Annotated in this window: 17 protein-coding genes; 9 read left to right on the forward strand and 8 right to left on the reverse strand. The window is 64.1% G+C overall.

Annotated features, from left to right (window positions below):
• Nucleotides 1-7 precede the first annotated feature (7 nt).
• The 3 genes from NKH28_RS15810 to NKH28_RS15820 all read left to right on the forward strand — a co-directional run bounded on the left by NKH28_RS15810 (nt 8) and on the right by NKH28_RS15820 (nt 6,147).
• Nucleotides 8-3,685: a DUF7929 domain-containing protein gene (locus NKH28_RS15810; RefSeq protein ID WP_352979560.1), complete on the forward strand. Its 3,678-nt coding sequence runs from the start codon at nt 8-10 to the stop codon at nt 3,683-3,685.
• 220 nt (nt 3,686-3,905) lie between these two features.
• A complete protein-coding gene (gene rpe / locus NKH28_RS15815) occupies nt 3,906-4,583 on the forward strand; it encodes a ribulose-phosphate 3-epimerase (protein WP_352979562.1) in 678 nt (225 codons plus the stop codon).
• A gap of 40 nt (nt 4,584-4,623) precedes the next feature.
• Nucleotides 4,624-6,147, forward strand: a complete 1,524-nt coding sequence (locus NKH28_RS15820) for a malonate--CoA ligase (RefSeq protein WP_352979564.1) — start codon at nt 4,624-4,626, stop codon at nt 6,145-6,147.
• Between the two features lie 2 nt (nt 6,148-6,149).
• Here NKH28_RS15820 and nagA read toward each other — a convergent pair whose 3' ends face one another.
• Genes nagA through NKH28_RS15840 form a run of 4 tightly spaced genes read right to left on the reverse strand, consistent with a single transcriptional unit; the run spans nt 6,150 to nt 10,007 of the window.
• Nucleotides 6,150-7,322, reverse strand: coding sequence for an N-acetylglucosamine-6-phosphate deacetylase (gene nagA / locus NKH28_RS15825; RefSeq protein ID WP_352979566.1), 1,173 nt, complete (start codon nt 7,320-7,322; stop codon nt 6,150-6,152).
• A complete protein-coding gene (locus tag NKH28_RS15830; protein ID WP_352472801.1) occupies nt 7,319-8,350 on the reverse strand; it encodes an SIS domain-containing protein in 1,032 nt (343 codons plus the stop codon). Before NKH28_RS15830 ends, nagA begins: the two co-directional genes overlap by 4 nt.
• Nucleotides 8,347-9,129 carry a GntR family transcriptional regulator gene (locus tag NKH28_RS15835; protein WP_352472800.1) on the reverse strand — a complete coding sequence of 261 codons (783 nt, stop codon included), beginning with the start codon at nt 9,127-9,129 and terminating at the stop codon, nt 8,347-8,349. Before NKH28_RS15835 ends, NKH28_RS15830 begins: the two co-directional genes overlap by 4 nt.
• A complete protein-coding gene (locus tag NKH28_RS15840) occupies nt 9,126-10,007 on the reverse strand; it encodes a glucosamine kinase nucleotide-binding domain-containing protein (RefSeq protein ID WP_352472799.1) in 882 nt (293 codons plus the stop codon). The genes NKH28_RS15835 and NKH28_RS15840 overlap by 4 nt, the downstream gene beginning before the upstream one ends.
• A gap of 199 nt (nt 10,008-10,206) precedes the next feature.
• Here NKH28_RS15840 and NKH28_RS15845 point away from each other — a divergent pair, with 199 nt between their 5' ends.
• The 6 genes from NKH28_RS15845 (at nt 10,207) to NKH28_RS15870 (ending at nt 16,516) form a co-directional block, all read left to right on the forward strand.
• Nucleotides 10,207-11,166, forward strand: a complete 960-nt coding sequence (locus NKH28_RS15845) for an N-acetylmuramic acid 6-phosphate etherase (protein WP_031212743.1) — start codon at nt 10,207-10,209, stop codon at nt 11,164-11,166.
• A 2-nt stretch (nt 11,167-11,168) separates the two neighbouring features.
• Nucleotides 11,169-12,428, forward strand: coding sequence for an ABC transporter substrate-binding protein (locus NKH28_RS15850; RefSeq protein WP_352979568.1), 1,260 nt, complete (start codon nt 11,169-11,171; stop codon nt 12,426-12,428).
• 240 nt (nt 12,429-12,668) lie between these two features.
• Nucleotides 12,669-13,592 (forward strand): carbohydrate ABC transporter permease, encoded by a 924-nt coding sequence (locus tag NKH28_RS15855; RefSeq protein WP_352449605.1) that lies wholly within the window; start codon nt 12,669-12,671, stop codon nt 13,590-13,592.
• Nucleotides 13,593-13,604: 12 nt separating this feature from the next.
• Nucleotides 13,605-14,444, forward strand: a complete 840-nt coding sequence (locus NKH28_RS15860; protein WP_352449604.1) for a carbohydrate ABC transporter permease — start codon at nt 13,605-13,607, stop codon at nt 14,442-14,444.
• Nucleotides 14,441-15,502, forward strand: coding sequence for a Gfo/Idh/MocA family protein (locus tag NKH28_RS15865; RefSeq protein ID WP_352979570.1), 1,062 nt, complete (start codon nt 14,441-14,443; stop codon nt 15,500-15,502). Before NKH28_RS15860 ends, NKH28_RS15865 begins: the two co-directional genes overlap by 4 nt.
• Before the next feature lie 15 nt (nt 15,503-15,517).
• On the forward strand, nt 15,518-16,516 hold the full coding sequence (locus NKH28_RS15870; protein WP_352527632.1) for an ABC transporter ATP-binding protein: 999 nt from the start codon (nt 15,518-15,520) through the stop codon (nt 16,514-16,516).
• Between the two features lie 211 nt (nt 16,517-16,727).
• Here NKH28_RS15870 and NKH28_RS15875 read toward each other — a convergent pair whose 3' ends face one another.
• From NKH28_RS15875 to deoC, 4 genes are all read right to left on the reverse strand, one after another.
• Entirely contained in the window at nt 16,728-17,573 is an 846-nt protein-coding gene (locus NKH28_RS15875; protein ID WP_352684100.1) for a fumarylacetoacetate hydrolase family protein, read from the reverse strand.
• 166 nt (nt 17,574-17,739) lie between these two features.
• The gene (locus tag NKH28_RS15880; protein ID WP_352473100.1) at nt 17,740-18,471 is read right to left on the reverse strand and encodes an SDR family oxidoreductase; all 732 of its coding nucleotides are present in this window, start codon (nt 18,469-18,471) and stop codon (nt 17,740-17,742) included.
• Between the two features lie 177 nt (nt 18,472-18,648).
• A complete protein-coding gene (locus tag NKH28_RS15885; protein ID WP_352979572.1) occupies nt 18,649-21,021 on the reverse strand; it encodes an aldehyde dehydrogenase family protein in 2,373 nt (790 codons plus the stop codon).
• Nucleotides 21,022-21,034: 13 nt separating this feature from the next.
• Nucleotides 21,035-22,084, reverse strand: a complete 1,050-nt coding sequence (gene deoC / locus NKH28_RS15890) for a deoxyribose-phosphate aldolase (RefSeq protein WP_352979574.1) — start codon at nt 22,082-22,084, stop codon at nt 21,035-21,037.
• Nucleotides 22,085-22,127 lie beyond the last annotated feature (43 nt).

A 22,127-nucleotide genomic window follows, 5' to 3' on the forward strand; every position in this document is an offset into this window, starting at 1 on the left:
GGGGAAGATGAGCAATCTCGCATTTTTCCCGCCTGCGACGAGCAGCCAGTCAACCGGCAAACAATCATTCGTCATCGAGACCATCATGAAACCCCTGTCACTCGCCAGGCGCGGTGTGCGCTGGCTGATGGCGGCCGGTATCGCGGTCGCCATGCTGAGTCCGCTGCAAGGCTTCGCTGAAGACCTTGCTCCGGTCAAGACCAAGCCTGCCGATGCGGGCATCTACACTGCCGTTACAGATCCCAGGCTCGATTTCGACAATCCTCGCATCGTCAATCCGGAGCCGGGCCGGATCGTGCCCTTGTTCACCAAGAAAGGCACCCAGAGAGGCTGCGACTATGTCGTATACTCGCTGAGCTTTGGCTTGCGCGGCAATCCGCAGGGTTTTGCCAGCCCGGACCTCGCCGCCATGCTGAAAAAGGTCAGGCTCGATTTCAGGGACCAGCTCCCGCACGGCCTGCGCATCGTCGGCGTGCATGTGACCGGCGACGGCACCGATGCGTCCGACGGACCGCTGCCTGGTGCTGCGATCAGCAGTTCGGCTGGCCCGGACGATACCGCGACGGTGTCCAATTTCCGGATTTCCGCCAGCGATCTCGACGGCATCGGCGCTGCGAACGAGCGCGTCGTCACGTTCCAGATCGCCGCCAGGATTGACCATGCGGCGTTTCCGTCGCCGACGACCGTTCACAACCAGGGCGTGGTCAAGGTCAGCCGCGAACGCGGCGCCGGCGTCGAAATCCCGTCGCAGGATCCGGGCAAGCCGGACGACGGCAATTATCTCACGGGTGCAAAGACGTCGATCAAGATCGACGTCACCAGGTGCAACCCGCCGCCTCCACCTCCCGGCAAGGAATGCTTCAAGGTGGAGCGCGGCACGGTCGATTGCGTGCCCGGCGGCGGCGCCTTCATCTACCACATGCCGGTCGGCCCAGAGATGGCTGGCAAATGGGTGCAGCTTTCGACGACGACACCCGGCATCACCATCATTCCCGACACGCAATTGGTGCCGGCCGGCGGCGGTGTGCTCAATTGGAAGATCGTCGGCGCTTCACCCGGCGACGTCATCCACATCATCGTCACCGGTATCGAAACCTATGCCGGCCCGAGGGAGGGCTGGGGCCTGTGCTGTACGCAGACTGTCGATATCGTCATCCCGCGTGATCAGCGCTGCCCACCGAAGGACAAGGAACCGGATCTGAAAGTCGAAAAGCGCGCCGACGTGCAACGTTGCACGATGGGCGGCGGCTGCGACTTCATCATCAGGGTCACCAATGTCGGCGATGCACCCTACCACGGCAAGATCGTGCTCAACGAAGTCACCCTGCCGGCCGGCTCCACCTTCCATTCAGGGCCGAACCCGCCTTGGGTCTGCGCGCCTGGAACCACCCCGATGATTTGCACTCATCCGGTGACCACGCTCAATCCGGGTGCCTCTGTCGACCTCAAGCTTGGCTTCAAGCCGGCCGCAGGCTGGCGAGGCAGCGTCTTGCGCAACTGCGCCACTTACAATTACGGCGCCAGCGGCAAGCCGCTTTTCGGCAGCCAGCAAAACGATCGCGGCTGTGCTTCGATCCCGGTCTGCCGGCGTGGCGATCGTGGCCGCGACTGCCGGCCGCCGGTGGAGAAGAAGGTCGACCTGATCCTGAAGAAGCGCGCCCGCACCGAATTCTGTTCGGCCGATGGCGTCTGCACCTTCGTGGTCGACATAATCAACAATGGCAGCGTCCCCTATAATGGGCCGCTGACGGTCGTCGATACCTATCCGGGCGGCGCGCCGGCATCCTCGACCTTCGGCCCGACGCCGCCATGGACATGCGGACCGAACGGCCCCGGCCAGTTCCGCTGCGACAATGCCGGCATCGTGCTGTTGCCTGGCGCCTCGACGCCGATCTTCGTCAGGGCGGTGATGCCGGCCAACTACCGGCCCGACAGTGTCGAGAACTGCGCCGAGGTGAAGGCTATTCCCGGTGAGAACGACATCACCAACAACAGGGCCTGCGCCAAGGAACGCATCCGTCATCCGAATGGCGGCCAGCCGGCCCTGCGCATCACCAAGGTGTGCAATGGTTCGCTGGCCGGTGCTGCGGTCGTTTCCTGCCGCATTACCGTCATCAGCCTCGGCACCACTGCCCCGACCGGTCCGGTACGGGTCAACGATGCCGCGACGCTGATAGCCAGCGGAGCGCCGGTCCAGATCCAGACCGTCACCCCAGACGGCGCGGAATGGACTTGCGGACCGGTTCCGGCCAATGCGCTGTCGTGCCAGATTCCCGGCGCCGTCATGACGCCTGGAACCAGCCGCCATTTCGACGTGACGGTTGCCGCGAACGGCGAATTCGAGAACTGCGCACGCGGCTCCTACGGCCCGGCTCCGGGAGACGACATCGTCTATCCGATCGGCCAGGCCTGCGCCAAGGGCGGCGGCGCCTCGACCATCCGCGTCGAGAAGACCGGTGATGCCGAGTGCAAGCCCGGCCAGCCCTGCTCGTTCGAGATCACCATCACGAACGATGGCGCGAGCGCCTTCTCCGGTCCGGTTCGCGTCGGCGATGCGATCGGCGTCGAAGGCCTCGGCCGGCTGGAAGACGTTGCGATCACCTCGATCGATCCGCCCTTCGGCTGCTCGCCGGAGCCGGCAATCTTGCCTCTGTCCTGTATCGCCCAACTGACGCTCGGCGCCGGGGAAAGCCACGTGCACACAGTGACCGTGACTATTCCCGACGACGGCCGTCTGGCCAATCTGCAGGGCATTGTCAACGGCCAGAACTGCGTCGGCATGCTGTCTCCGAACACGCCGGTGCAAGGCGGTGGCGACGTGCTGTCCCGCGGTGCGGCCGACGTGCAGGGTGATCGCGGCAAGGCCTATGCCTGCCATCCCTTCACCATCAGGAATGAGGTGAAGAAGGAATGCTCGCAAGGCTTCGTCATGAACGACGCCGGCAACTGCGTCTGCCCGCCCGGCACGACCTTCCGCAATGGCCAATGCTCGTCCGGGGGCGGCACGGTCATCGTGCCGAAGCCAAAACCTTGCGTTCTGCTCAAAGGCCAGATCCGTACCGAAGACGGACGCTGCGTCTGTCCGCGCGGAACCGAGCTGGAGAACGGCGCTTGCGTGGGCAGCAAGCCGCAGCCCGAGCAGTGCACCATCCGTGGCCAGATCCACGACGCTGCCGGCGATTGCGTCTGCCCGCGGGGCACCGAAGTCAAAGGCAATGCCTGCCGGCCAATCCAGCCGAAACCCGAGCAGTGCACCATTCGGGGCCAGATCCATAACGCCGCAGGCGATTGCGTCTGCCCGCGGGGTACGGAAGTCAGGGGCAATGTCTGCCGGCCAATCCAGCCGAAGCCGGAGCAGTGCACCATCCGCGGCCAGATCCACGACGCCGGAGGCGATTGCGTCTGCCCAAAAGGCACGGAAGTGCAAGGCAATGCCTGCAGGCGCAAGAAGCCTGTTGTGGTGGAGTGCTCGATACCTGGTCAGATCCACAACAAGCGTGGCGTCTGCGTCTGCCCGCGTGGGACAGAGCTGCGCGACGGCGCCTGCCGCAAACCGCGGCTGGAGTGCGCACCGGGCGCGCGGCCGATTAATGGCCAGTGCCAGCCGATCCGCAAACCGAGCCTGCTGCTGAATCCAGATGTTCTTCAGCAGCTGCCAAGGCGCAAGCCGCAGCTCGAGCAATAGGATCGCACGCGAACTTCAAAACGGTGATCATTCGATCAAGAAAACCCCGCCGGAGCGATCCGGCGGGTTTTTCTTTGGCTGGCAGATGAAAGAGCAGCGAAAACCTGAAGCCGTGGCATCAGCGGAAGGACAAACCGGCTTCCACTTTCCGGACTCGACTCATGGTCTAGGCAGGCGATACAGAGGGGCCGTAAACCGAGGCGTTCGGGAAAACCGCGTCATGAGCAAAAAAACCCTGATCGCGCCATCGGTGCTGGCTTCCGATTTCTCGAAGCTCGGCGACGAGGTCGAGGCGGTGGCGGCCGCCGGCGCCGACTGGATCCACCTCGACGTCATGGACGGGCATTTCGTCCCGAACATCACCTTCGGGCCGCCGGTGATCAAGGCGATCCGCAACCGCACCAAGGCTTTCTTCGACTGCCATCTGATGATCGCCCCGGCCGACTCCTATCTGGCCGCCTTCGCAGAGGCCGGCTGTGATGGCATCACAGTGCACGCCGAAGCCGGGCCACATCTCGACCGGTCGCTGCAAACGGTCAAAAACCTTGGCAAGAAGGCCGGCGTGTCACTCAACCCCGCGACACCGGAGACGATGATCGAATACGTGCTCGACCGGCTCGATCTTATCCTGATCATGACGGTCAATCCGGGCTTCGGCGGCCAGGCCTTCATTCCGGCGATCGTAGACAAGGTGAAGCGGGTGAAGGCGCTGATCGGTGACAGGCCGATCCGGATCGAGATCGACGGCGGCATTTCGCCGGAAACTGCGCCCCTGGTCACCGCCGCCGGCGCCAGCGTGCTGGTCGCCGGTGCGGCCATTTTCAAGGGCGGCAGCGTCGCAGCCTATCGGGCAAACATCGAGGCAATCAGGGCAGCGGCGGACAAGGCGGCCGGCTGACCGCCGCCGTTCGGCCGGAGACAGCCGCTCGGGGGGACTTTTGAGCAACCATCTGTTCGATGCTTTCCGTGCCCGGATGCCCACGCCCGGACGCCTTTTGATGGAGGCAGAGGACGGGCGCTCGATCAGCTATGGCGAAATGCTGGCGCGCTCCGCTCAACTGGCACATGTGCTGTCGCAGCTGGGCGTCGAAGCCGGCGACCGCGTCGCCGTTCAGGTCGAGAAGAGCCCGGAGGCCATTTTCCTCTATCTCGCCTGTCTGCGTGCCGGCGCGATCTTCCTGCCGCTCAACACCGCCTATACGCTGACCGAGCTCGACTATTTCTTCAGGGATGCCGAGCCGCGACTGATCGTCTGCGACCCGGCGCGAGTGACCGAGATCGGCGCTTTGGCGCAGACCTCGGGCGCTGCGGTCGCGACACTCGGCAGCAAGGGCGAGGGTTCGTTGACCGATCGGGCCTCTGAGGCGGCCATGGACTTCCACGACGTGGCGCGCGGACCGGACGACCTTGCTGCGATCCTCTACACATCCGGCACCACCGGCCGTTCGAAAGGCGCCATGCTCAGCCACGAAAACCTCGCCTCGAATGCGCGGGTGCTGGTCGACCTCTGGCGCTTCACTGCCGCAGACGTGCTGATTCACGCGCTGCCGGTTTTCCACACGCATGGCCTTTTCGTCGCCACCAATGTCGTCCTGATGGCCGGCGCCTCGATGCTGTTCGAAACCAAATTCGACCCAGCCCGCATCGTCTCGCTGCTGCCGCGCGCCACCGTGCTGATGGGCGTGCCGACATTCTACGTCCGCCTGCTGCAGCAGGACGGTTTGAACCGGCAAGCGGCGAAAAACATCCGCCTGTTCATTTCCGGCTCGGCGCCGCTTTTGGCCGAGACGCACAGAGCCTGGCGAGAGCGCACCGGCCACGCCATCCTCGAGCGCTACGGCATGACCGAGACCAACATGAACACGTCGAATCCTTATGATGGCGAGCGGCGTGCCGGCACGGTCGGGTTTCCCCTGCCCGGCGTCTCCCTGCGCATCACCGACCCCGAGAGCGGCGAAACACTTGCCAAGGGCGATGTCGGCATGATCGAGGTGAGGGGTCCCAATGTCTTTTGCGGCTACTGGCGCATGCCGGAAAAGACCAAAGCGGAGTTCCGTGACGACGGTTTCTTCATCACCGGCGATCTCGGACTGATCGATGCCGACGGCTATGTCCACATCGTCGGCCGCGGCAAGGACCTGATCATTTCCGGCGGCTACAATATCTATCCAAAGGAAGTCGAGAGCGAGATCGACGCGCTGCCTGGCGTCGCCGAAAGCGCTGTCATCGGCGTTGCCCATCCGGATTTCGGCGAAGGCGTCACCGCTGTCGTGGTGAGGGCGCCGGGCTCGACCATCAGCGCCGCAGGGATCGTCGAGGCCATCGCCGGGCACCTCGCCAGGTACAAGCATCCGAAACGGGTGATCTTCGTCGACGAACTGCCGCGCAACACGATGGGCAAGGTGCAGAAGAACCTGCTGCGCGAAGCCTACAAGGACCTCTATACGTCCAAAGCCGGCTAACCCTAACGAGCAGGGCTGCCTGCAAAAACCCTGGCACCATCGATCCAGACGCTTTTAATGTCCAGATCGTCCGACAGCGAAACGATGTTGGCCGCGGTACCGTTGGCGAAGCGCCCGAGCCGGTGCGACTGGCCGATCGCCTGCGCCGGATAGAGCGAGGCCATGCGCAAGGTTTCGTCGAGGTCGAGGCCGACGACGCGGTGCATGAAGCGCACTGCGGAAATCATGTCGAGGTCCGCGCCCGCCAACGTGCCGTCGGCAAGTGTCAGCCTGCCATCCTTGCGGTGGATGGTGCGGCCGTTCAGCGTGAACGAGGTCATGTCGGTGCCGATCGTCGCCATGGCATCGGTAACGAGCAGGATCTTGCCCGGCCCCTGCTTGGCGCGCAAGGCGATGGCCATGGTGGCCGGATCGACATGGATACCGTCGGCGATGATGCCGGCATAGAATGTGCCTGTATCGATTGCGGCGCCCGCCAGCCCCGGCTCGCGATTGCCGATCTGGCTCATCGCATTGAACAGATGGGTGACCACCGTTGCGCCGGCCTCGGCTAAGGCGCGAGCCGTGGCATAGCCGGTATCGGAATGGCCGATGCTGACGACAATGCCGGCCTTGCTAAGCGCCGACACCTGGCTGGCCTCGACGGATTCGGGCGCCACCGTCGTCAGCAGCACGGGCAGGTCTTTCCGTGCGGCGATCAGCATCGTCTGGTCGGAGTCTAGCATCGGCCGGATCAAAGCCGGGTCATGTGCGCCCTTGCGGGCGATCGACAGATGCGGCCCTTCGAGGTGCAGGCCCAGGAACCCCGACACCTTCCTCCGTGCCGCTTCGGCTCCGGCCGCAACCGCCGCGGCGGTGATCTCGGACGTGTCGGTGATCAGCGTCGGCAACAGCGCCGCCGTGCCGAAGGGTGCGTGCGCCCGGCAGATGGTCTCGATCGAGGCGACGTCCGGATGGTCGTTGAGCATGACGCCGCCGCCGCCATTGACCTGCAGATCGACGAAGCCAGGCGCCAGCATGCCGCCACCGGTCTCGATACGCGCAACATCGGATGGAATGGCACCGGCGGCAACAATGGCCTCGACGAGGCCGTCGCGCACGACAAGCGCCGCATTGTCGTGCCAGTCGTCGCCATCGAAAATCCGGGCGCCAGTCAGGGCAAAACGGTCGCTCATAGGGTTTCCGTTACCTTGCGCAGATTGGGCGGCGTGTCGGGGTCGAGGCCGCGATGGCGGGCAAAAGCCTCGACGAAACCATAGAACGACACGATCAGCGTCAGCGGGTCGGTCAGCGGATGACCGGTTGCGACATGCGGCAGGCGCTGAGCGCTCTTTGCCTTGTTCGACGTCACAAAGACGGCAGCGCCCTTGCCGGCCAGGCTGTCGGCGGCATCGGCCACCGATGGCTCGGACGCATCGCGAGCAGCCAGCGCCAGCACCGGGAAACCGGGACCGACCAGCGCCAGCGGGCCGTGCATGACCTCGGCGGCACTATAGGCTTCCGCATGCATGGCGCAGGTTTCCTTGAATTTCAGCGCCGCCTCGTTGGCGATCGCCGCCGACGGGCCGCGACCGAGAATGAACAGCGACTTTTGCGTCTCCAGCGCCCCGGCCAGCGCCATCCAGTCGCAGGCGATCGCCTTGCGAAAATGCTCCGGCAAGCGCGCGAGCGCCACCAGAAGTTTGTCGTCGCCGGTGCAATGCGCCATCAAGGCGAGTCCTGCGACGGCTGAATTGACGAAGGTCTTCGTCGCCGCGACGCTGCGCTCCGGTCCGGCCAGGATGTCGATCGCGTAGTCCGAAGCCCGCGCCAGCGGCGAATCGGCGGTGTTGGTGATGGCGACGGTCAGCGAACCGCCGGTCCTCGCCGCTTGCGCCATTGCAACGATGTCCGGGCTCTTGCCGGACTGCGAGATCGCCAGGCAGGCCGAGCCGCCCAGCTTCAGCTTGGCGCCATAGATCGAGGCGATCGACGGGCCGACCGATGCAACCGCCAGCCCGGCGGTCAACTCCACGGCATATTTCATGAAGGTCGCGGCATGGTCGGACGAGCCGCGCGCCACGGTGACGACGAAATTCGGGTCGCGCTCGCGAATGCCGCGTCCAGCTTCCGTCAGCACCGCGGCCGAGCCATCGAGCAGACGGGCGGTGGCCTCCGGGATCTCCTCGATCTCGCGCCGCATATGGGTCGTTGTCGCGGTCATGGCCGGCCCTCTTCGCCCGGCCCGCTCAGCCGGAGTTCGGCGACAAAATCATAGGCGTCGCCCCTGTAGATGGAGCGGGTAAACTCGATCACCTTGCCGCTCGCCAGATAGGAGATACGCTCGATGTGCAGGCCGGCAATGCCCGGCGGTACTTCCAGCAGCTGTGCGTCGCTATCGCCGAGATTGGTGGCGGAAATGCGCTGCACCGCCCGCACCGGCCTGTTGCCGGTCTTTTCCAACGCGGCGTAGAGCGACGAACCAATCGCCGCCGGATCGGGCAGCACGCTTGTCGATAGCGAGGCGCGCTCGATCGCCAGCGGCGTGTCGTTGGCGATACGAAGGCGCGCCACGCGCGCCACCAATTCGTTCGACGCCAGGCCGAGCACCATCATCTCGTCGGGCGACGGCGGATAGAGGCCGCGGTCGAGCCAAGCCGAACGCACCGCCATGCCGCGCCGTGCCATGTCCTCGGTAAACGAGGTCAGCATCGACAGCGACTGCTCGACGCGCTCCATACGTGGCGCAACGAAGGTACCGGAACCATGGCGCTGGACGAGGATGCCGCCCTTGACCAGGTCCTGCACCGCCTTGCGCACGGTGACGCGCGAAATGTCGGCCTTGCTAGCGATGTCGCGCTCGGAAGGCAGCGCATCGCCAGGTCCGATCAGCCCGCGTTTGACCGCATCCTCGATACTCTTCCTGAGCTGCAGATAGAGCGGCGCGCCACTCTGCGACGATTGTTTCAGCGCCGCGAATATCTGGTCGGCGGCCTCACTCATCGAGCTGCCTCCGCCGTGTTTGCGAAAATCCGAGCCGCCATCTGAACCGCGCCGCCCAGCGCGTCGTCGAGCGGCGGTTTCAGCAGCGCCCGGTAGCGGGCCGACAGGCGCGGCGCGTAAAGCGGCGCCAACCCGCCGAGCAGGCAGAGCGGATCGCCGCCGCCCAGGTCGAGCACGCCAAGCGCTGCTTCGACATCGGCGACCGCCTTGTCGAGGATCCAGATAGCGACGACGTCGCCTTTTTCGGCATGTTCGAACACCTTGGGCGCGAAGCCGCCGAAATCGCCGGGCTTGGCGTTGGTGGTGAATTCGACCAGATCCTCGGGATTGTTACGGAAGATGGCGAGCATGGTCTCCGTCAGCGGCGATCCCTGGCGGATGCCGTCATAGGCGAGCAGCGTCTGCTCGAGCAGGTCGCGGCCGATACGGGCGCCGCTGCCCTGGTCGCCGACCTGGAACCCCCAGCCGCCGATGGCGCGCGACTTGCCTTGTTTGCGTGCCATATAGGCGGTGCCCGTGCCGAGTATGGCCATGGCGCCGTCGCCGGAGCCAACCGCGCCTTCCAGCGCGATCTCGGCGTCGGTCTCGACACGGCTGATGCGAAACGGCAGGATCGCTTCGAGCTGCTGCCGGTAGGTGCCGACATTGGCGCCGGCAAGACCGAGAACGGCCGGAGTTTGCGGGATCAGTGCGGGATCCTTGCCCGCGGCGACAAAGGCCTGCTGCGCTGCGTCGACGATGTTCGTCCTGGCGCCGGTGAGATCGGTTCGGATGTTGGCGGCACCGCTTTTGGCGCGGCCGAGGACGATGCCGTCGGCCGTTGCAAGGGCCGCCCTGCAGCTGGTGCCGCCGCCATCGATGCCGAGCACGAATTTCACGCGATTTCTCCTCCGGGCGGATAATACCAATAAAATACCAATAGCCAAGGATTAATTTCCGTTTCAAAAAAGTTAAGGCGTAGTTTGTTGGAAAATCAGCCAATTTCGTTCGCAAGCCTGCACTGCCGCAAGGATTTCATTAATGCGTGTGGACAAGTGGTATTTTTTTGGTATGGTTTTCTCGATTGGAGGAAAGCGGATGGCCGAAACGCGCACCGAAGCGCTTCACCAGAATGCCGAGGGACTGGATATCCAGGCCCCGGAAGCCGTCCTTTCCTCTTTGGCCAACGCACAGATCGAGGCCGCCAAGGCCGTGCACGGCGCCATTCCTGCCATTGCTGCGGCAGCCGAAATCATCGCAAGCAGACTGAAAAGCGGCGGCAAGCTCGCCTATGCGGCTGCCGGCAGTTCGGGCCTGATGGCACTGGCCGACGCGCTTGAGCTGCCGGGCACTTTCGGCATCCAACGCGACCGCATCGCCATCCTGATCGCCGGCGGCGACGAGGCCTTCAAGACACTGGCCGGCGGGCCGGAGGACGACACCGAGGAAGCTTCGGCAGCAGTTGCCGCCGCCCGCATCGGCAAGGGCGACTGCCTGATCGCCGTCTCGGCCAGCGGCTCGACACCTTATGCAGTCAGGGCGATCGAGGACGCCAGGCGCCGCGGTGCGGCGACCATTGCCATCGCCAACAACAGGGATGCGCCGCTGTTGCGGCTGGCCGACATCGCCATCCTGCTCGAAACGCCGCCGGAGCTGATTGCCGGCTCAACGCGCATGGGCGCAGGCACCGCCCAGAAGATCGCGCTCAACATGCTGTCGACGCTCGCCGCCATCCATCTCGGCCATGTCCATGACGGCTACATGGTCAACCTCATGGCCGACAACATCAAGCTGCGCGACCGCGCCGCACGCATCGTTGCCGCCGTCAGCGGGCGCGACAAGGACGAGGCGGCGCGCCTGCTCGAAAGGAGCGGCGGCGTCGTCAAGACCGCTATTCTGCTCGCCGCCGGCGCCGCCAGCGCCGATGCAGCCGAGAAGATATTGGAAGGGACTGGCCACAAGCTGCGGCCGGCCCTTTCCGCGATCGAGGGGAGCAAGGGGCGCAATGCCTCTGTTCTCATCAAAACCGAACCTGAAAAAGGTCAACAGGGAGACTGAGCATGACAACGAAGCTACTGACGGCACTTCTTCTCGGCACCAGCATTCTCGGCTCCGCCGGGGTGGCTTATGCCGACGACGTAACGCTCAACATCGAAAGCTGGCGCGGCGACGACCTTGCCATCTGGAAGGACAAGCTGATCCCGGCCTTCGAAGCCAAGAACCCGGGCATCAAGGTGGTGTTCGCGCCGTCGGCGCCAACCGAATATGACGCCGCCCTCGGCGCCAAGCTCGCCGCCGGCTCGGCCGGCGACCTGATCACCTGCCGCCCGTTCGACAAGTCGCTGGAGCTCTTCAAGAAGGGCAACCTCGCCGACATCTCGACCCTGCCCGGCATGGAGAACTTCTCCGATGTCGCCAAGGCCGCCTGGCAGACCGACGACGGCAAGTCGAGTTTCTGCGTGCCGATGGCCTCCGTCATCCATGGCTTCATCTACAACAAGGACGCCTTCGACAAGCTCGGCATCAAGGTGCCGGAGACGCGCGACGAATTCTTCGCCGCGCTCGACAAGATCAAGGCCGACGGCACCTACATCCCGATGGCGATGGGCACCAAGGACCTCTGGGAAGCGGCGACCATGGGCTACCAGAACATCGGCCCGAACTACTGGAAGGGCGAGGAAGGCCGCCTGGCGCTGATCAAGGGCGAGCAGAAGCTGACCGATCTGCAGTGGGTCGAGCCCTTCAAAGAACTGGCCAAGTGGAAGGACTATCTCGGCGACGGCTTCGAGGCGCAGACCTATCCGGACAGCCAGAACCTGTTCACGCTCGGCCGCGCCGCCATCTACCCGGCCGGTTCGTGGGAGATCGGCCTTTTCAACACGCAGGCGCAGTTCAAGATGGGCGCCTTCCCGCCGCCGGTGCAGAAGGCCGGCGACACCTGCTACATCTCCGACCACACCGACATCGGCATGGGCCTCAATGCTGCCTCGAAGAACGCGGATGCGGCCAAGACCTTCCTGTCCTGGGTGGCCTCGCCTGATTTTGCCACCATCTACGCCAACGCGCTGCCGGGCTTCTTCAGCCTGAACAACACCCCGGTGAAGATGGAAGACCCGCTGGCCCAGGAATTCGTCTCCTGGCGCGGCAAGTGCAAGTCGACGATCCGCTCGACCTACCAGATCCTGTCGCGCGGCACGCCGAACCTTGAAAACGAGACGTGGGTTGAATCGGCCAACGTCATCAACGGCACCGACACGCCGGAAGCTGCCGCCAAGAAGCTGCAGGACGGCCTCGATAGCTGGTACAAGCCGGCGAAGTAAGAGCGCGGCGAAGCGTTGTCTCCCCCCTCGAGGGGGAGATGTCGCCGAAGGCGACAGAGGGGGTCGGTCGAGGCAGGCTGCGGCTTGATCGCTGCTGGAAAGCACGGTCGAACGACGATGGCGCGCTGCCTCTGCCGACCCCACCCGCCTCGCTTTGCGAGGCACCCTCCCCTCGAGGGGGAGGGAGGCGCCGCGCCCTTTGACGGCAATAGCAAGACCTGATCGGCGGGGACCGAACGCATGGCCGCAGCACCGAAAAGACCGTTCCGTTGGCATATCGGCGTTTTCCTGGCGCCGGCAGTGCTGGTCTATACGGCGATCATGATCCTGCCGCTGGCCGGCACGCTGCAGCTGTCGCTGTTCCGCAACATCAATCAGTCGCAGGTCTTCGTCGGACTGGAAAATTTCCGCATGCTGTTCGGTGATCCCAACTGGTCGGTCAATTTCTGGAACGCGCTCAGGAACAATGTCTGGTTCTTCATCATCCACATGCTGGTGCAGAACCCGATCGGCGTCCTTTTGGCCGCACTTCTGTCCAGCCCTAGGCTGCGGTTTTCCGCCTTCTACCGCACGGCGATCTTCGTGCCGACGATCCTGTCCTTCGTCATTGTTGGCTTCGCCTGGAAGCTGATTCTGTCGCCGCTATGGGGCGTGGCGCCGCATATGATGGACCTGGTCGGCCTGAAAAGCCTGTTCACGCCCTGGCTCGGCAAGGCGCAATATGCGCTGACCGCGCTCAGCCTGATCTCGGTCTGGCAGTTCGTCGGCATCCCGATGATGCTGATCTATGCGGCACTGCTGTCCATTCCCGAAGAGGTGATCGAAGCAGCCGAATGCGACGGCATCACCGGGATGGCGCAGTTCTGGAAGATCAAGCTGCCGCTCATCCTGCCGTCGATCGGCATCATCTCGATCCTGACCTTCGTCGGCAACTTCAACGCTTTCGACCTGATCTACACCGCGCAAGGCGCGCTGGCCGGGCCGAACTATTCAACCGATATTCTCGGCACCTTCCTCTACCGCGCCTTCTTCGGTTTCCAGCTGCAGGTCGGCGATCCCAACATGGGCGCGGCGATCGCCACGATGATGTTCCTGATCATCCTCGGCGGCGTCTGCGTCTATCTGTTCCTCGTACAGACGCGCTTGCGTCGCTACCAGTTTTAGGGGAGCGCGACCATGAGCACCGCAACCCGCTCGCTGCCCCGCACCATTGGCGCGCATGCGATCCTTCTGACCTACACGGCGATCGCGCTGTTTCCGGTGATCCTCGTGATCATGAATTCGTTCAAATCGCGCGCAGGGATTTTCGGCGCGCCGCTGACGCCGCCGACGCCAGGGACCTTCGACCTGATCGGCTACACGACGGTGATCGGCCAGGGCGATTTCATCCACTATTTCCAGAACAGCCTTGTCGTCACCGTCGCCTCGCTGTTCTTCGTGCTTTTGTTCGGCGCCATGGCGGCTTTCTCGCTGTCGGAATACCGCTTCCGCGGCAATTCGCTGATGGGGCTCTATCTGGCGCTCGGCATCATGATCCCGATCCGCCTTGCCACCGTCGCCATCCTGCAATTGATGGTGGCGAGCGGGCTGGTCAACACGCTGACGGCGCTGATCCTGGTCTATACGGCGCAGGGCCTGCCGCTTGCCGTCTTCATCCTGTCGGAATTCATGAAGCAGGTCTCCGACGACCTGAAGAACGCCGGCCGCATCGACGGACTATCGGAATACACCATCTTCTTCCGCCTGGTGTTGCCGCTGGTCAGGCCATCTATGGCGACGGTCGCCGTCTTCACCATGATCCCGATCTGGAACGATCTGTGGTTCCCGCTGATCCTGGCGCCGTCGGAGGAAACCAAGACGGTGACGCTCGGCGCGCAACTGTTCCTCGGCCAGTTCGTCACCAACTGGAATGCCATCCTGGCGGCACTGTCGCTGGCGATCATGCCGGTGCTGATCCTCTACGTCATCTTCTCGCGGCAGCTGATCCGCGGCATCACTTCGGGAGCGGTCAAGTGAATTCGCAAAAACCCCTTCGCGTTGTCGTCGCCGGGCTCGGCAATATGGGGCGCAGCCATGCGTTGGCGTATCACACCAATCCGGGATTCCAGATCGCCGCGCTGGTCAACCGCTCCGATGTGCCGCTGCCGGAAGGGCTTTCGACCTACGCCATCCGGCGTTCCTTCGACGAGGCGCTACGCGACGAAAAGCCCGATGTCGCCTGCATCGCTACCTATTCCGACAGCCATGCCGACTATGCGGTCAGTGCATTCGAGGCCGGCTGCCATGTCTTCGTCGAAAAGCCGCTGGCAACGACGGTCGCCGATGCAAAGCGCGTGGTCGCGGCAGCCAAGGCCAACGGCAAAAAACTGGTGATCGGCTACATCCTGCGCCATCACCCGTCCTGGATCCGGCTGATCGCCGAGGCGCGCAAGCTCGGCGGCCCTTACGTGTTCCGCATGAACCTCAACCAGCAATCCTCCGGCCATAGCTGGGAGACGCACAAGCAGTTGATGCAGACGACATCGCCGATCGTCGATTGCGGCGTGCATTATCTCGACGTGATGCTGCAGATCACCGACGCCAGGCCAGTCGAGGTGCGCGGCATGGGGCTGAGGCTGAGCGACGAGATCGCGCCGTCAATGTACAATTACGGTCATCTGCAGGTGCTATTCGACGACGGTTCGGTCGGCTGGTACGAGGCCGGCTGGGGGCCGATGATTTCGGAGACGGCTTTCTTCGTCAAGGACGTGATCTCGCCCAATGGCTGCGTGTCGATCGTCATGAAGGAGGGTGTCAGGTCCGACGACATCGACACCCACACCAAGACCTCGACCATCCGCCTGCACAGTGCGGCGACCGGAGCCGACGGCAAATTCGCCAAACCGGACGAGATGCTGTCGATGCAAGGCGAGCCCGGCCATCAGGACCTCTGCGACCTGGAACAGGCGTTTGTGCTGAAGGCGGTCCGCGAGGATCTGGACTTGACCCGTCACATGGACGACGCGGTGAAGTCGCTCGCCGTCTGCCTTGCCGCAGACGAGAGCGTGCGCAGCGGCCTCGCCGTGAAACTCTAGAACAGGGACGAAGCCGTGGGCTCGCTGAACATCGAAAATGTGAAGAAGGCCTTTGGGCCGGTCGAGGTGCTGAAGGGCATCAACCTCGAGGTGACGGATGGCGAGTTCGTCGTCTTCGTCGGTCCATCCGGCTGCGGAAAGTCGACGCTGCTCAGGGTCATTGCCGGGCTGGAGGACTCGACCTCGGGCCGCGTGGTGATCGACGGGGCGGACGTCTCCGCCACGCCGCCGGCCAAGCGCGGTATCGCCATGGTGTTCCAGACCTATGCGCTCTATCCGCATCTGACTGTGAAGAACAATATGGGCCTCGGCCTCAAGCAGGCGGGCACGCCGGCGGCCGAGATCGACCGCCGCATCGGCATCGCTTCCTCGATGCTGTCGCTGGAGCCCTACCTCTCGAGGCGGCCGGCCGAGCTTTCCGGCGGTCAGCGCCAGCGCGTCGCCATCGGCCGCGCCGTGGTGCGCGAGCCCAAGCTTTTTCTGTTCGACGAGCCCCTGTCCAACCTCGATGCCGCGCTGCGCGTCAACACCAGGCTGGAGATCGCGCAATTGCATCGCCGGCTGAAGGCCACGATGATCTATGTCACCCACGACCAGGTCGAGGCGATGACGCTGGCCGACAAGATCGTCGTGCTGAACGCGGGAAAGATCGAGCAGATCGGCGGACCGATGGAGCTTTACAATTCGCCGGCAAATGAATTCGTCGCCGGCTTCATCGGCTCACCGAAGATGAATTTCGTCGACGGCGCCAGGCTTGGCGAGACGGCCAAGACCATCGGCGTCCGTCCCGAACATCTGACCGTCGATCCCAAATCCGGCGCCTGGAAAGGCACGGTCGTCCATGCCGAGCACCTTGGCGCCGACACCAACCTCTATCTCGACTGCGAGAAGGCCGGCTTGATCACAGTGCGCATCTTCGGCGTCTATAACGCTGAACCGGGTGCCACGCTCTATGCGACGCCGGATCCGGCAAAGACATACCGGTTTGGAGCCGATGGGAAGGTGCTGAAGTAGCGCAGGCGCCGACTCCCCTTCTCCCCTTGTGGGAGAAGGTGGCCGAGCGAAGCTCGGTCGGATGAGGGGTGTTGGACGGATCGCTACGCTGAAGGCGTAAGTGCCTAAAATCCCCTGATGTTTTCACGCCTCGTTTTCTTGCAGCACCCCTCATCCGTCTCGGCGCTGCGCGCCGATCCACCTTCTCCCCCAAGGGGAGAAGGAAGAGCGCCTACAAATCCGCCTTGAACGTCTGCTTCTGGATGCCCAGCCCTTCGATACCGAGCTCGACCACGTCGCCGGGCTTGAGGAAGACCGGCGGCTTCATGCCGAGGCCGACGCCGGGCGGCGTGCCGGTCGAGATGATGTCGCCCGGGTGCAGCGACATGAACTGGCTGAGATAGGAGACGAGATAAGCGACGCCGAAGACCATGGTCTTGGTCGAGCCGTTCTGCATGGTCTTGCCGTTGACCGTCAGCCACATCGGGATGTTCTGCGGGTCCTTGATCTCGTCCTTGGTCACCAGCCACGGGCCGATCGGCCCGAACGTGTCGCAGGACTTGCCCTTGGTCCACTGGCCCTGGCGCTCGGCCTGGAAGGCGCGCTCCGAGACGTCGTGCGCGACGCAATAGCCGGCGACATAATCCAGCGCCTCGGCCTCGGTGACATACTTCGCAGTCTTGCCGATCACCACGCCGAGCTCGACCTCCCAGTCGGTCTTCACCGAGCCGCGCGGGATCAGCACGTCGTCGTTCGGCCCGACAATAGCCGAGCTTGCCTTCATGAAGATGATCGGCTCCGGCGGCACGGTGGCGCCGGTTTCGGCAGCATGGTCGGAATAGTTGAGACCGATGCAGATGAATTTGCCGGTGCCGGCGACGCAGGCGCCGATGCGTGGCTTGCCGGAAACCGCCGGTAGCGTCTTCGGGTCGAGCTTCGACAATGTCTCGAGCGATGCCGGGTCAAGCGCCTTGCCGGCAATGTCGGTGACATGGGCGGAGAGGTCGCGGATCGTTCCATCCGCATCGAGCAGGCCGGGGCGTTCGCTCCCCGCCTCGCCATAGCGCAGCAGTTTCATGCAGTTTTCTCCCAGTTGCGACCAGAGGCCGTTTGCAAACTCGCTCCGCTGCGGCGAATGGCGTGGGTTTCGAGAACCGGAGCGGAGCGTACTTAAAGTACGTGAGCACCGGAAGCGCAGAAAGCCGCGTCAGGCGCCCGGCGGAGTAGGGTTTTCAAATGGCCTCTTAGATCGACCAGCCACCGTCGATATTATAAGCCTGCCCCGACGTATAGGTGGCGCCGGCCAGATAGACGGCGAGATCGGCGATTTCCTCGGGCGTGCCGAGGCGGCCCATCGGCTGGCGGGCGATGAAGGCGGCGCGAGCTGCTTCGTAGTCGCCCTGCGCATGCATGCGGTCCTGCAGCGACGGGCTTTCGACCGTGCCCGGACAGATCGCATTGCAGCGTATGCCCTTGCCGACATAGTCGGCGGCGACCGACTTGGTCAGGCCGATGACGGCTGCCTTGGTTAGGCCATAGACGAAGCGGTTCGGCACGCCCTTGGTCGAACTGGCCAGCGACGCCATGTTGATGATCGAGCCGTCGCCGCGCTCCAGCATGCCGGGCAGCACGGCGCGGATGGCGCGGATCATCGAGCGGACATTGAGATCATAGGCAAAGTCGAGATCGCCGTCCTTCATCTCGAGGATCGAGCCGGAATGGACGAAGCCGGCGCAGTTGAACAGCACGTCGACGGCGCCGATCTCGGCAAAAGCGGCGTTCACCGCCTCGTCGTTCAGCACGTCGAGCTTGCGGGTCTTGATACCGGGCGTCTTGCCGAGGTCGGCGAGCACCACCTCGTTAATGTCGGTGGCATGGACGACGGCGCCGGCCTTGGCGAACGCCAGCGCGCTCGCCCGGCCGATGCCTTGCGCCGCCGCCGTGACGACAACGACCTTGCCTGTCAGATCCGCCATGCTTCTCTCCTCGCCCGTCTGTGATCGTTCGGCTTTTTACCGGCATTAGGCCGGGGCGCAATGTGCCAGCCGGGCACTACCATCCCGCCTGTTTCGATATTCGCCTGCCGGCCAAATGTTTTTTCTCGGTAAAGAACATTTGTTGGCCCGTCAAGCCCGGACGTCCCTCCGGGACACTCAGTCGCCGTAGGGCACCCAGACGTTCTTGACCTCGATCGCACGGCGCAGCAAGGCATCGCCGGCTGCTTCGTTCGAGGGCCAGTCGAGGCTGTGGCCGTTGCCGGTCCAGACGCGTTTGAGATTGCCGATGGACTCGGCCTCGGCCTTGGCGCAAGTCTCGGCATCGGCGAACACCCAGAGCCCGTCGACATCGTCATGCTTGGCCAATACGCCGGCAAGCTCGGCGCTACGGCCGGTAACGATATTGATGGCGCCTGCGGGAACGTCGGAATATTCGATGACCTGGTAGAGGTCGGTGGCAAGCAGCGGGTATTTTTCGGATGGCACTGCGACTACGGTGTTGCCCATGGCAAGCGCCGGCGCCACCAGCGAGATCAGGCCAAGCAGAGGCGCATTATCCGGCGCGATGATGCCGACGACGCCGACTGGCTCGTGCAGCGCCAATGTGACGGCGCGGGCCGGCGGCTGGTGGACGCGGGCCTCGAATTTGTCGGCCAAGCCGGCATAGAGGAAAAGGCGCTCGATCGACAGCTCGACCTCGTCACGCGCCGCCTTGGCGGTCGCGCCGGTGAGCTGGGTCAAACGGGCGGCAAACTCGTCTGCGCGGCCGGAAAGGTTTTCGGCCAGGTAATAGAGCACCTGGCTGCGGTTGTAGGCGGTCGCCTCCGGCCAGGCCTTGCAGGCGCGCGCGGCCGCGACGGCGTCACGGATATCCTTGCGGTTGCCGAGACCGATCTCGCCGGCAAGCTTGCCCTTGGCGCTGGCGATGGCGAAGGAATAATTGCCGTCCGGCCGGACCTGCTTGCCGCCGATGAACAGCTTTGCCGTGCGGTCGATGGCGCCACCTTCCGCCTGCTCGACAGGTCGGGCCGAAGACGTTGCCGGTTTGATGATCGGGCCGAGCGGCAGTTTTGCCGAGAGATATTCGAACATGCCCTCGCGCCCGCCTTCGCGGCCAAAGCCGCTCTCGCGGTAGCCGCCAAAGCCGCAGGAGGCGTCGAACATATTGGTGCCGTTGACCCAGACGACGCCGGCCTTCAATTGCGGCGCGACGTGCAGGGCAAGATTGATGTTCTCGCTCCACACCGAAGCGGCCAGGCCATAGCGTGTGTTGTTGGCGAGCTCGATCGCTTCCTCGGTGTTGCGGAAGGTCATAGTGGCGAGCACCGGCCCGAACACCTCTTCATGTGCCAAGATGTTAGCCGGCGAAACACCGGTCGCCAGCGTTGGCAGATGGTAATAGCCCGCGGCGGGCAGTGCCGAGTCCGGCTGCCAGCAGATCGCGCCCTGCTTGGCGCCTTCGGCGATCAGGCCCTTGACGCGATCGAGCTGAGTCAAATCGACCAGCGGGCCGATATCGGTGTTCTTGTCGAGCGGACTGCCGATGCGCAGCCGGCTCATCCGCGTCTTGACCTTGGCGATGAAGGCGTCGGCGATGCCTTCTTGCACCAGAAGGCGCGAGCCGGCACAGCACACCTGGCCCTGGTTGAACCAGATGCCGTCGACCAGACCCTCGACGGCGCTGTCGAGGTCGGCATCCTCGAAAACGACGAATGCCGACTTGCCGCCAAGCTCCAGCGACAATTTTTTGCCCGAGCCGGCAGTGGCCTTGCGGATGATCTTGCCGACCTCGGACGAACCGGTGAAGGCAATCTTCTGGACGCCGGGATGGTTGACGATGGTCGCGCCCGCCTCCGGCCCGCCCTGGACGATGTTGACGACGCCCTTCGGCACGCCGGCGCGTCCGCAGATCTCGGCAAACAGGATCGCGGTGAGCGGCGTGAATTCCGCGGGTTTGAGCACCACGGTGCAGCCCGCAGCGAGCGCCGGCGCGATCTTCCAGGCGAGCATCAAGAGCGGGAAGTTCCACGGGATGATCTGGCCGACGACGCCGACGGCCTTGTGGCCGGGAAAATCCCTGTCCAGCGCCTGCGCCCAGCCGGCATGATGGATGAAATGGCGGATCGCCAGCGGCACGTCGATGTCGCGGCTTTCGCGGATCGGCTTGCCATTGTCGATCGATTCCAGCACCGCGAACAGCCGTTGGTGGCGCTGCATGGCGCGGCCGATGGCGTAGAGCACTTTGGCGCGTTGATATCCGGTGCTGGCGCTCCATTTCGGCAGCGCTTTTGTGGCCGCCGCAACCGCCGCGTCGATATCGGCGGCACCGGCATCCGACACCTTGGCCAGCAGCTTTCCCGAGGACGGATCGCTGGTGTCGAAGGTTTTGCCTCCGCTGGCTGCCTTCCAGTCGCCGCCGATGAACAGCGCTTTGCCGAAATCCCGCGCGGCAAGCCACGCATCGGCCTCGTTGCGCGCCTCCGGCGCCGGGCCGTATTCCATGGCGTGATAGCGTTCGAGGATGTTCATGAAGCGCTCCGAATCACGCCATCGCGTGGCGATGATTGGCCGAGTAGTGGCCGGTCAGATGATGCTCGAGCTGGCGCTCGATATCGGTCAAAAGGCTCGATGCTCCGAAGCGGAACAGCTCCGGCTCCAGCCACGGCCGGCCCAGTTCTTCTTTCATCAGCACCAGCCAATCGAGCGAGGCTTTTGCCGTGGAAATGCCACCGGCCGGCTTGAAGCCGATGAGATAGCCGGTTTCCTCGAAATAGGCGCGGATAGCGCGCACCATGGCAAGGCCGACCGGCAGCGTCGCGTTGACGCTTTCCTTGCCGGTCGAGGTCTTGATGAAATCTGCACCCGCCATCATCGCCACCATCGAGGCGAGCATGACGTTGCGCAGCGTGGCGAGGTCGCCGGTACCGAGGATCACCTTCAGATGCGCCTCGCCGCAAGCGGCGCGCATCGAGACGATCTCGTTATAGAGCTCCTGCCATTTCGCCGCGAATACCAGGCCGCGCGGGATGACGACGTCGATCTCGTCGGCGCCGTCGCGGACCGATGCTTCGATCTCTTGCAGGCGCGTCGAAAGCGGTGCAAGGCCATGCGGGAAGGCGGTCGAAACGGCGGCGACATGGACGCCGCTGCCGCGCAGCGCTTCTACGGCGGTGGCGACGAAGGGATGATAGACGCAGACCGCCGCCGGGCGGATCTTTTCACCAGTAATGCCCAGCCCCTCGACGATGTCGCGACGGAACGGGTTGACCGCCTTGGCACAGAGCCTGCGCACACGCTGTTCCGTGTCGTTCGAGTTCAGCGTCGTCAGGTCCATGCAGGCGACGGCGCGCAGCAGCCAGGCCGCCTGGTTATCGGCCTTGATCGAGCGTCTTTTGGTCAGGCTGGCGACGCGGCGTTCCAGCGCCGAGCGGTTGACGCCGCGCATCGATTCCATGAAGCCGAGATCGAGCCTCATGCCGGGATTGCGAGCAATGCCATGGGCTTGCGGCATCGGCGCATTGGCGGCGGCGCGCGCCGGCAGCGGCGTGATCTTGGACGTGCCGAGATCGGTTTCGCGGATTGTGCTGCTCATCTCCTGCCCCTTGTTCAGCGACTTATGCCGAAGATAGACCGTG

The sequence above is a fragment of the Mesorhizobium sp. M1227 genome (assembly GCF_040318315.1).
Classification (GTDB): domain Bacteria; phylum Pseudomonadota; class Alphaproteobacteria; order Rhizobiales; family Rhizobiaceae; genus Mesorhizobium.

Coding starts and splice junctions, on each gene's coding strand:
- NKH28_RS15810 (WP_352979560.1), top strand. CDS start 8: ATGAGCAATCTCGCATTTTTCCCGCCTGCGACGAGCAGCCAGTCAACC.
- rpe (WP_352979562.1), top strand. CDS start 3,906: ATGAGCAAAAAAACCCTGATCGCGCCATCGGTGCTGGCTTCCGATTTC.
- nagA (WP_352979566.1), bottom strand. CDS start 7,322: ATGAGCGACCGTTTTGCCCTGACTGGCGCCCGGATTTTCGATGGCGAC.
- NKH28_RS15830 (WP_352472801.1), bottom strand. CDS start 8,350: ATGACCGCGACAACGACCCATATGCGGCGCGAGATCGAGGAGATCCCG.
- NKH28_RS15835 (WP_352472800.1), bottom strand. CDS start 9,129: ATGAGTGAGGCCGCCGACCAGATATTCGCGGCGCTGAAACAATCGTCG.
- NKH28_RS15845 (WP_031212743.1), top strand. CDS start 10,207: ATGGCCGAAACGCGCACCGAAGCGCTTCACCAGAATGCCGAGGGACTG.
- NKH28_RS15850 (WP_352979568.1), top strand. CDS start 11,169: ATGACAACGAAGCTACTGACGGCACTTCTTCTCGGCACCAGCATTCTC.
- NKH28_RS15855 (WP_352449605.1), top strand. CDS start 12,669: ATGGCCGCAGCACCGAAAAGACCGTTCCGTTGGCATATCGGCGTTTTC.
- NKH28_RS15860 (WP_352449604.1), top strand. CDS start 13,605: ATGAGCACCGCAACCCGCTCGCTGCCCCGCACCATTGGCGCGCATGCG.
- NKH28_RS15875 (WP_352684100.1), bottom strand. CDS start 17,573: ATGAAACTGCTGCGCTATGGCGAGGCGGGGAGCGAACGCCCCGGCCTG.
- NKH28_RS15880 (WP_352473100.1), bottom strand. CDS start 18,471: ATGGCGGATCTGACAGGCAAGGTCGTTGTCGTCACGGCGGCGGCGCAA.
- NKH28_RS15885 (WP_352979572.1), bottom strand. CDS start 21,021: ATGAACATCCTCGAACGCTATCACGCCATGGAATACGGCCCGGCGCCG.
- deoC (WP_352979574.1), bottom strand. CDS start 22,084: ATGAGCAGCACAATCCGCGAAACCGATCTCGGCACGTCCAAGATCACG.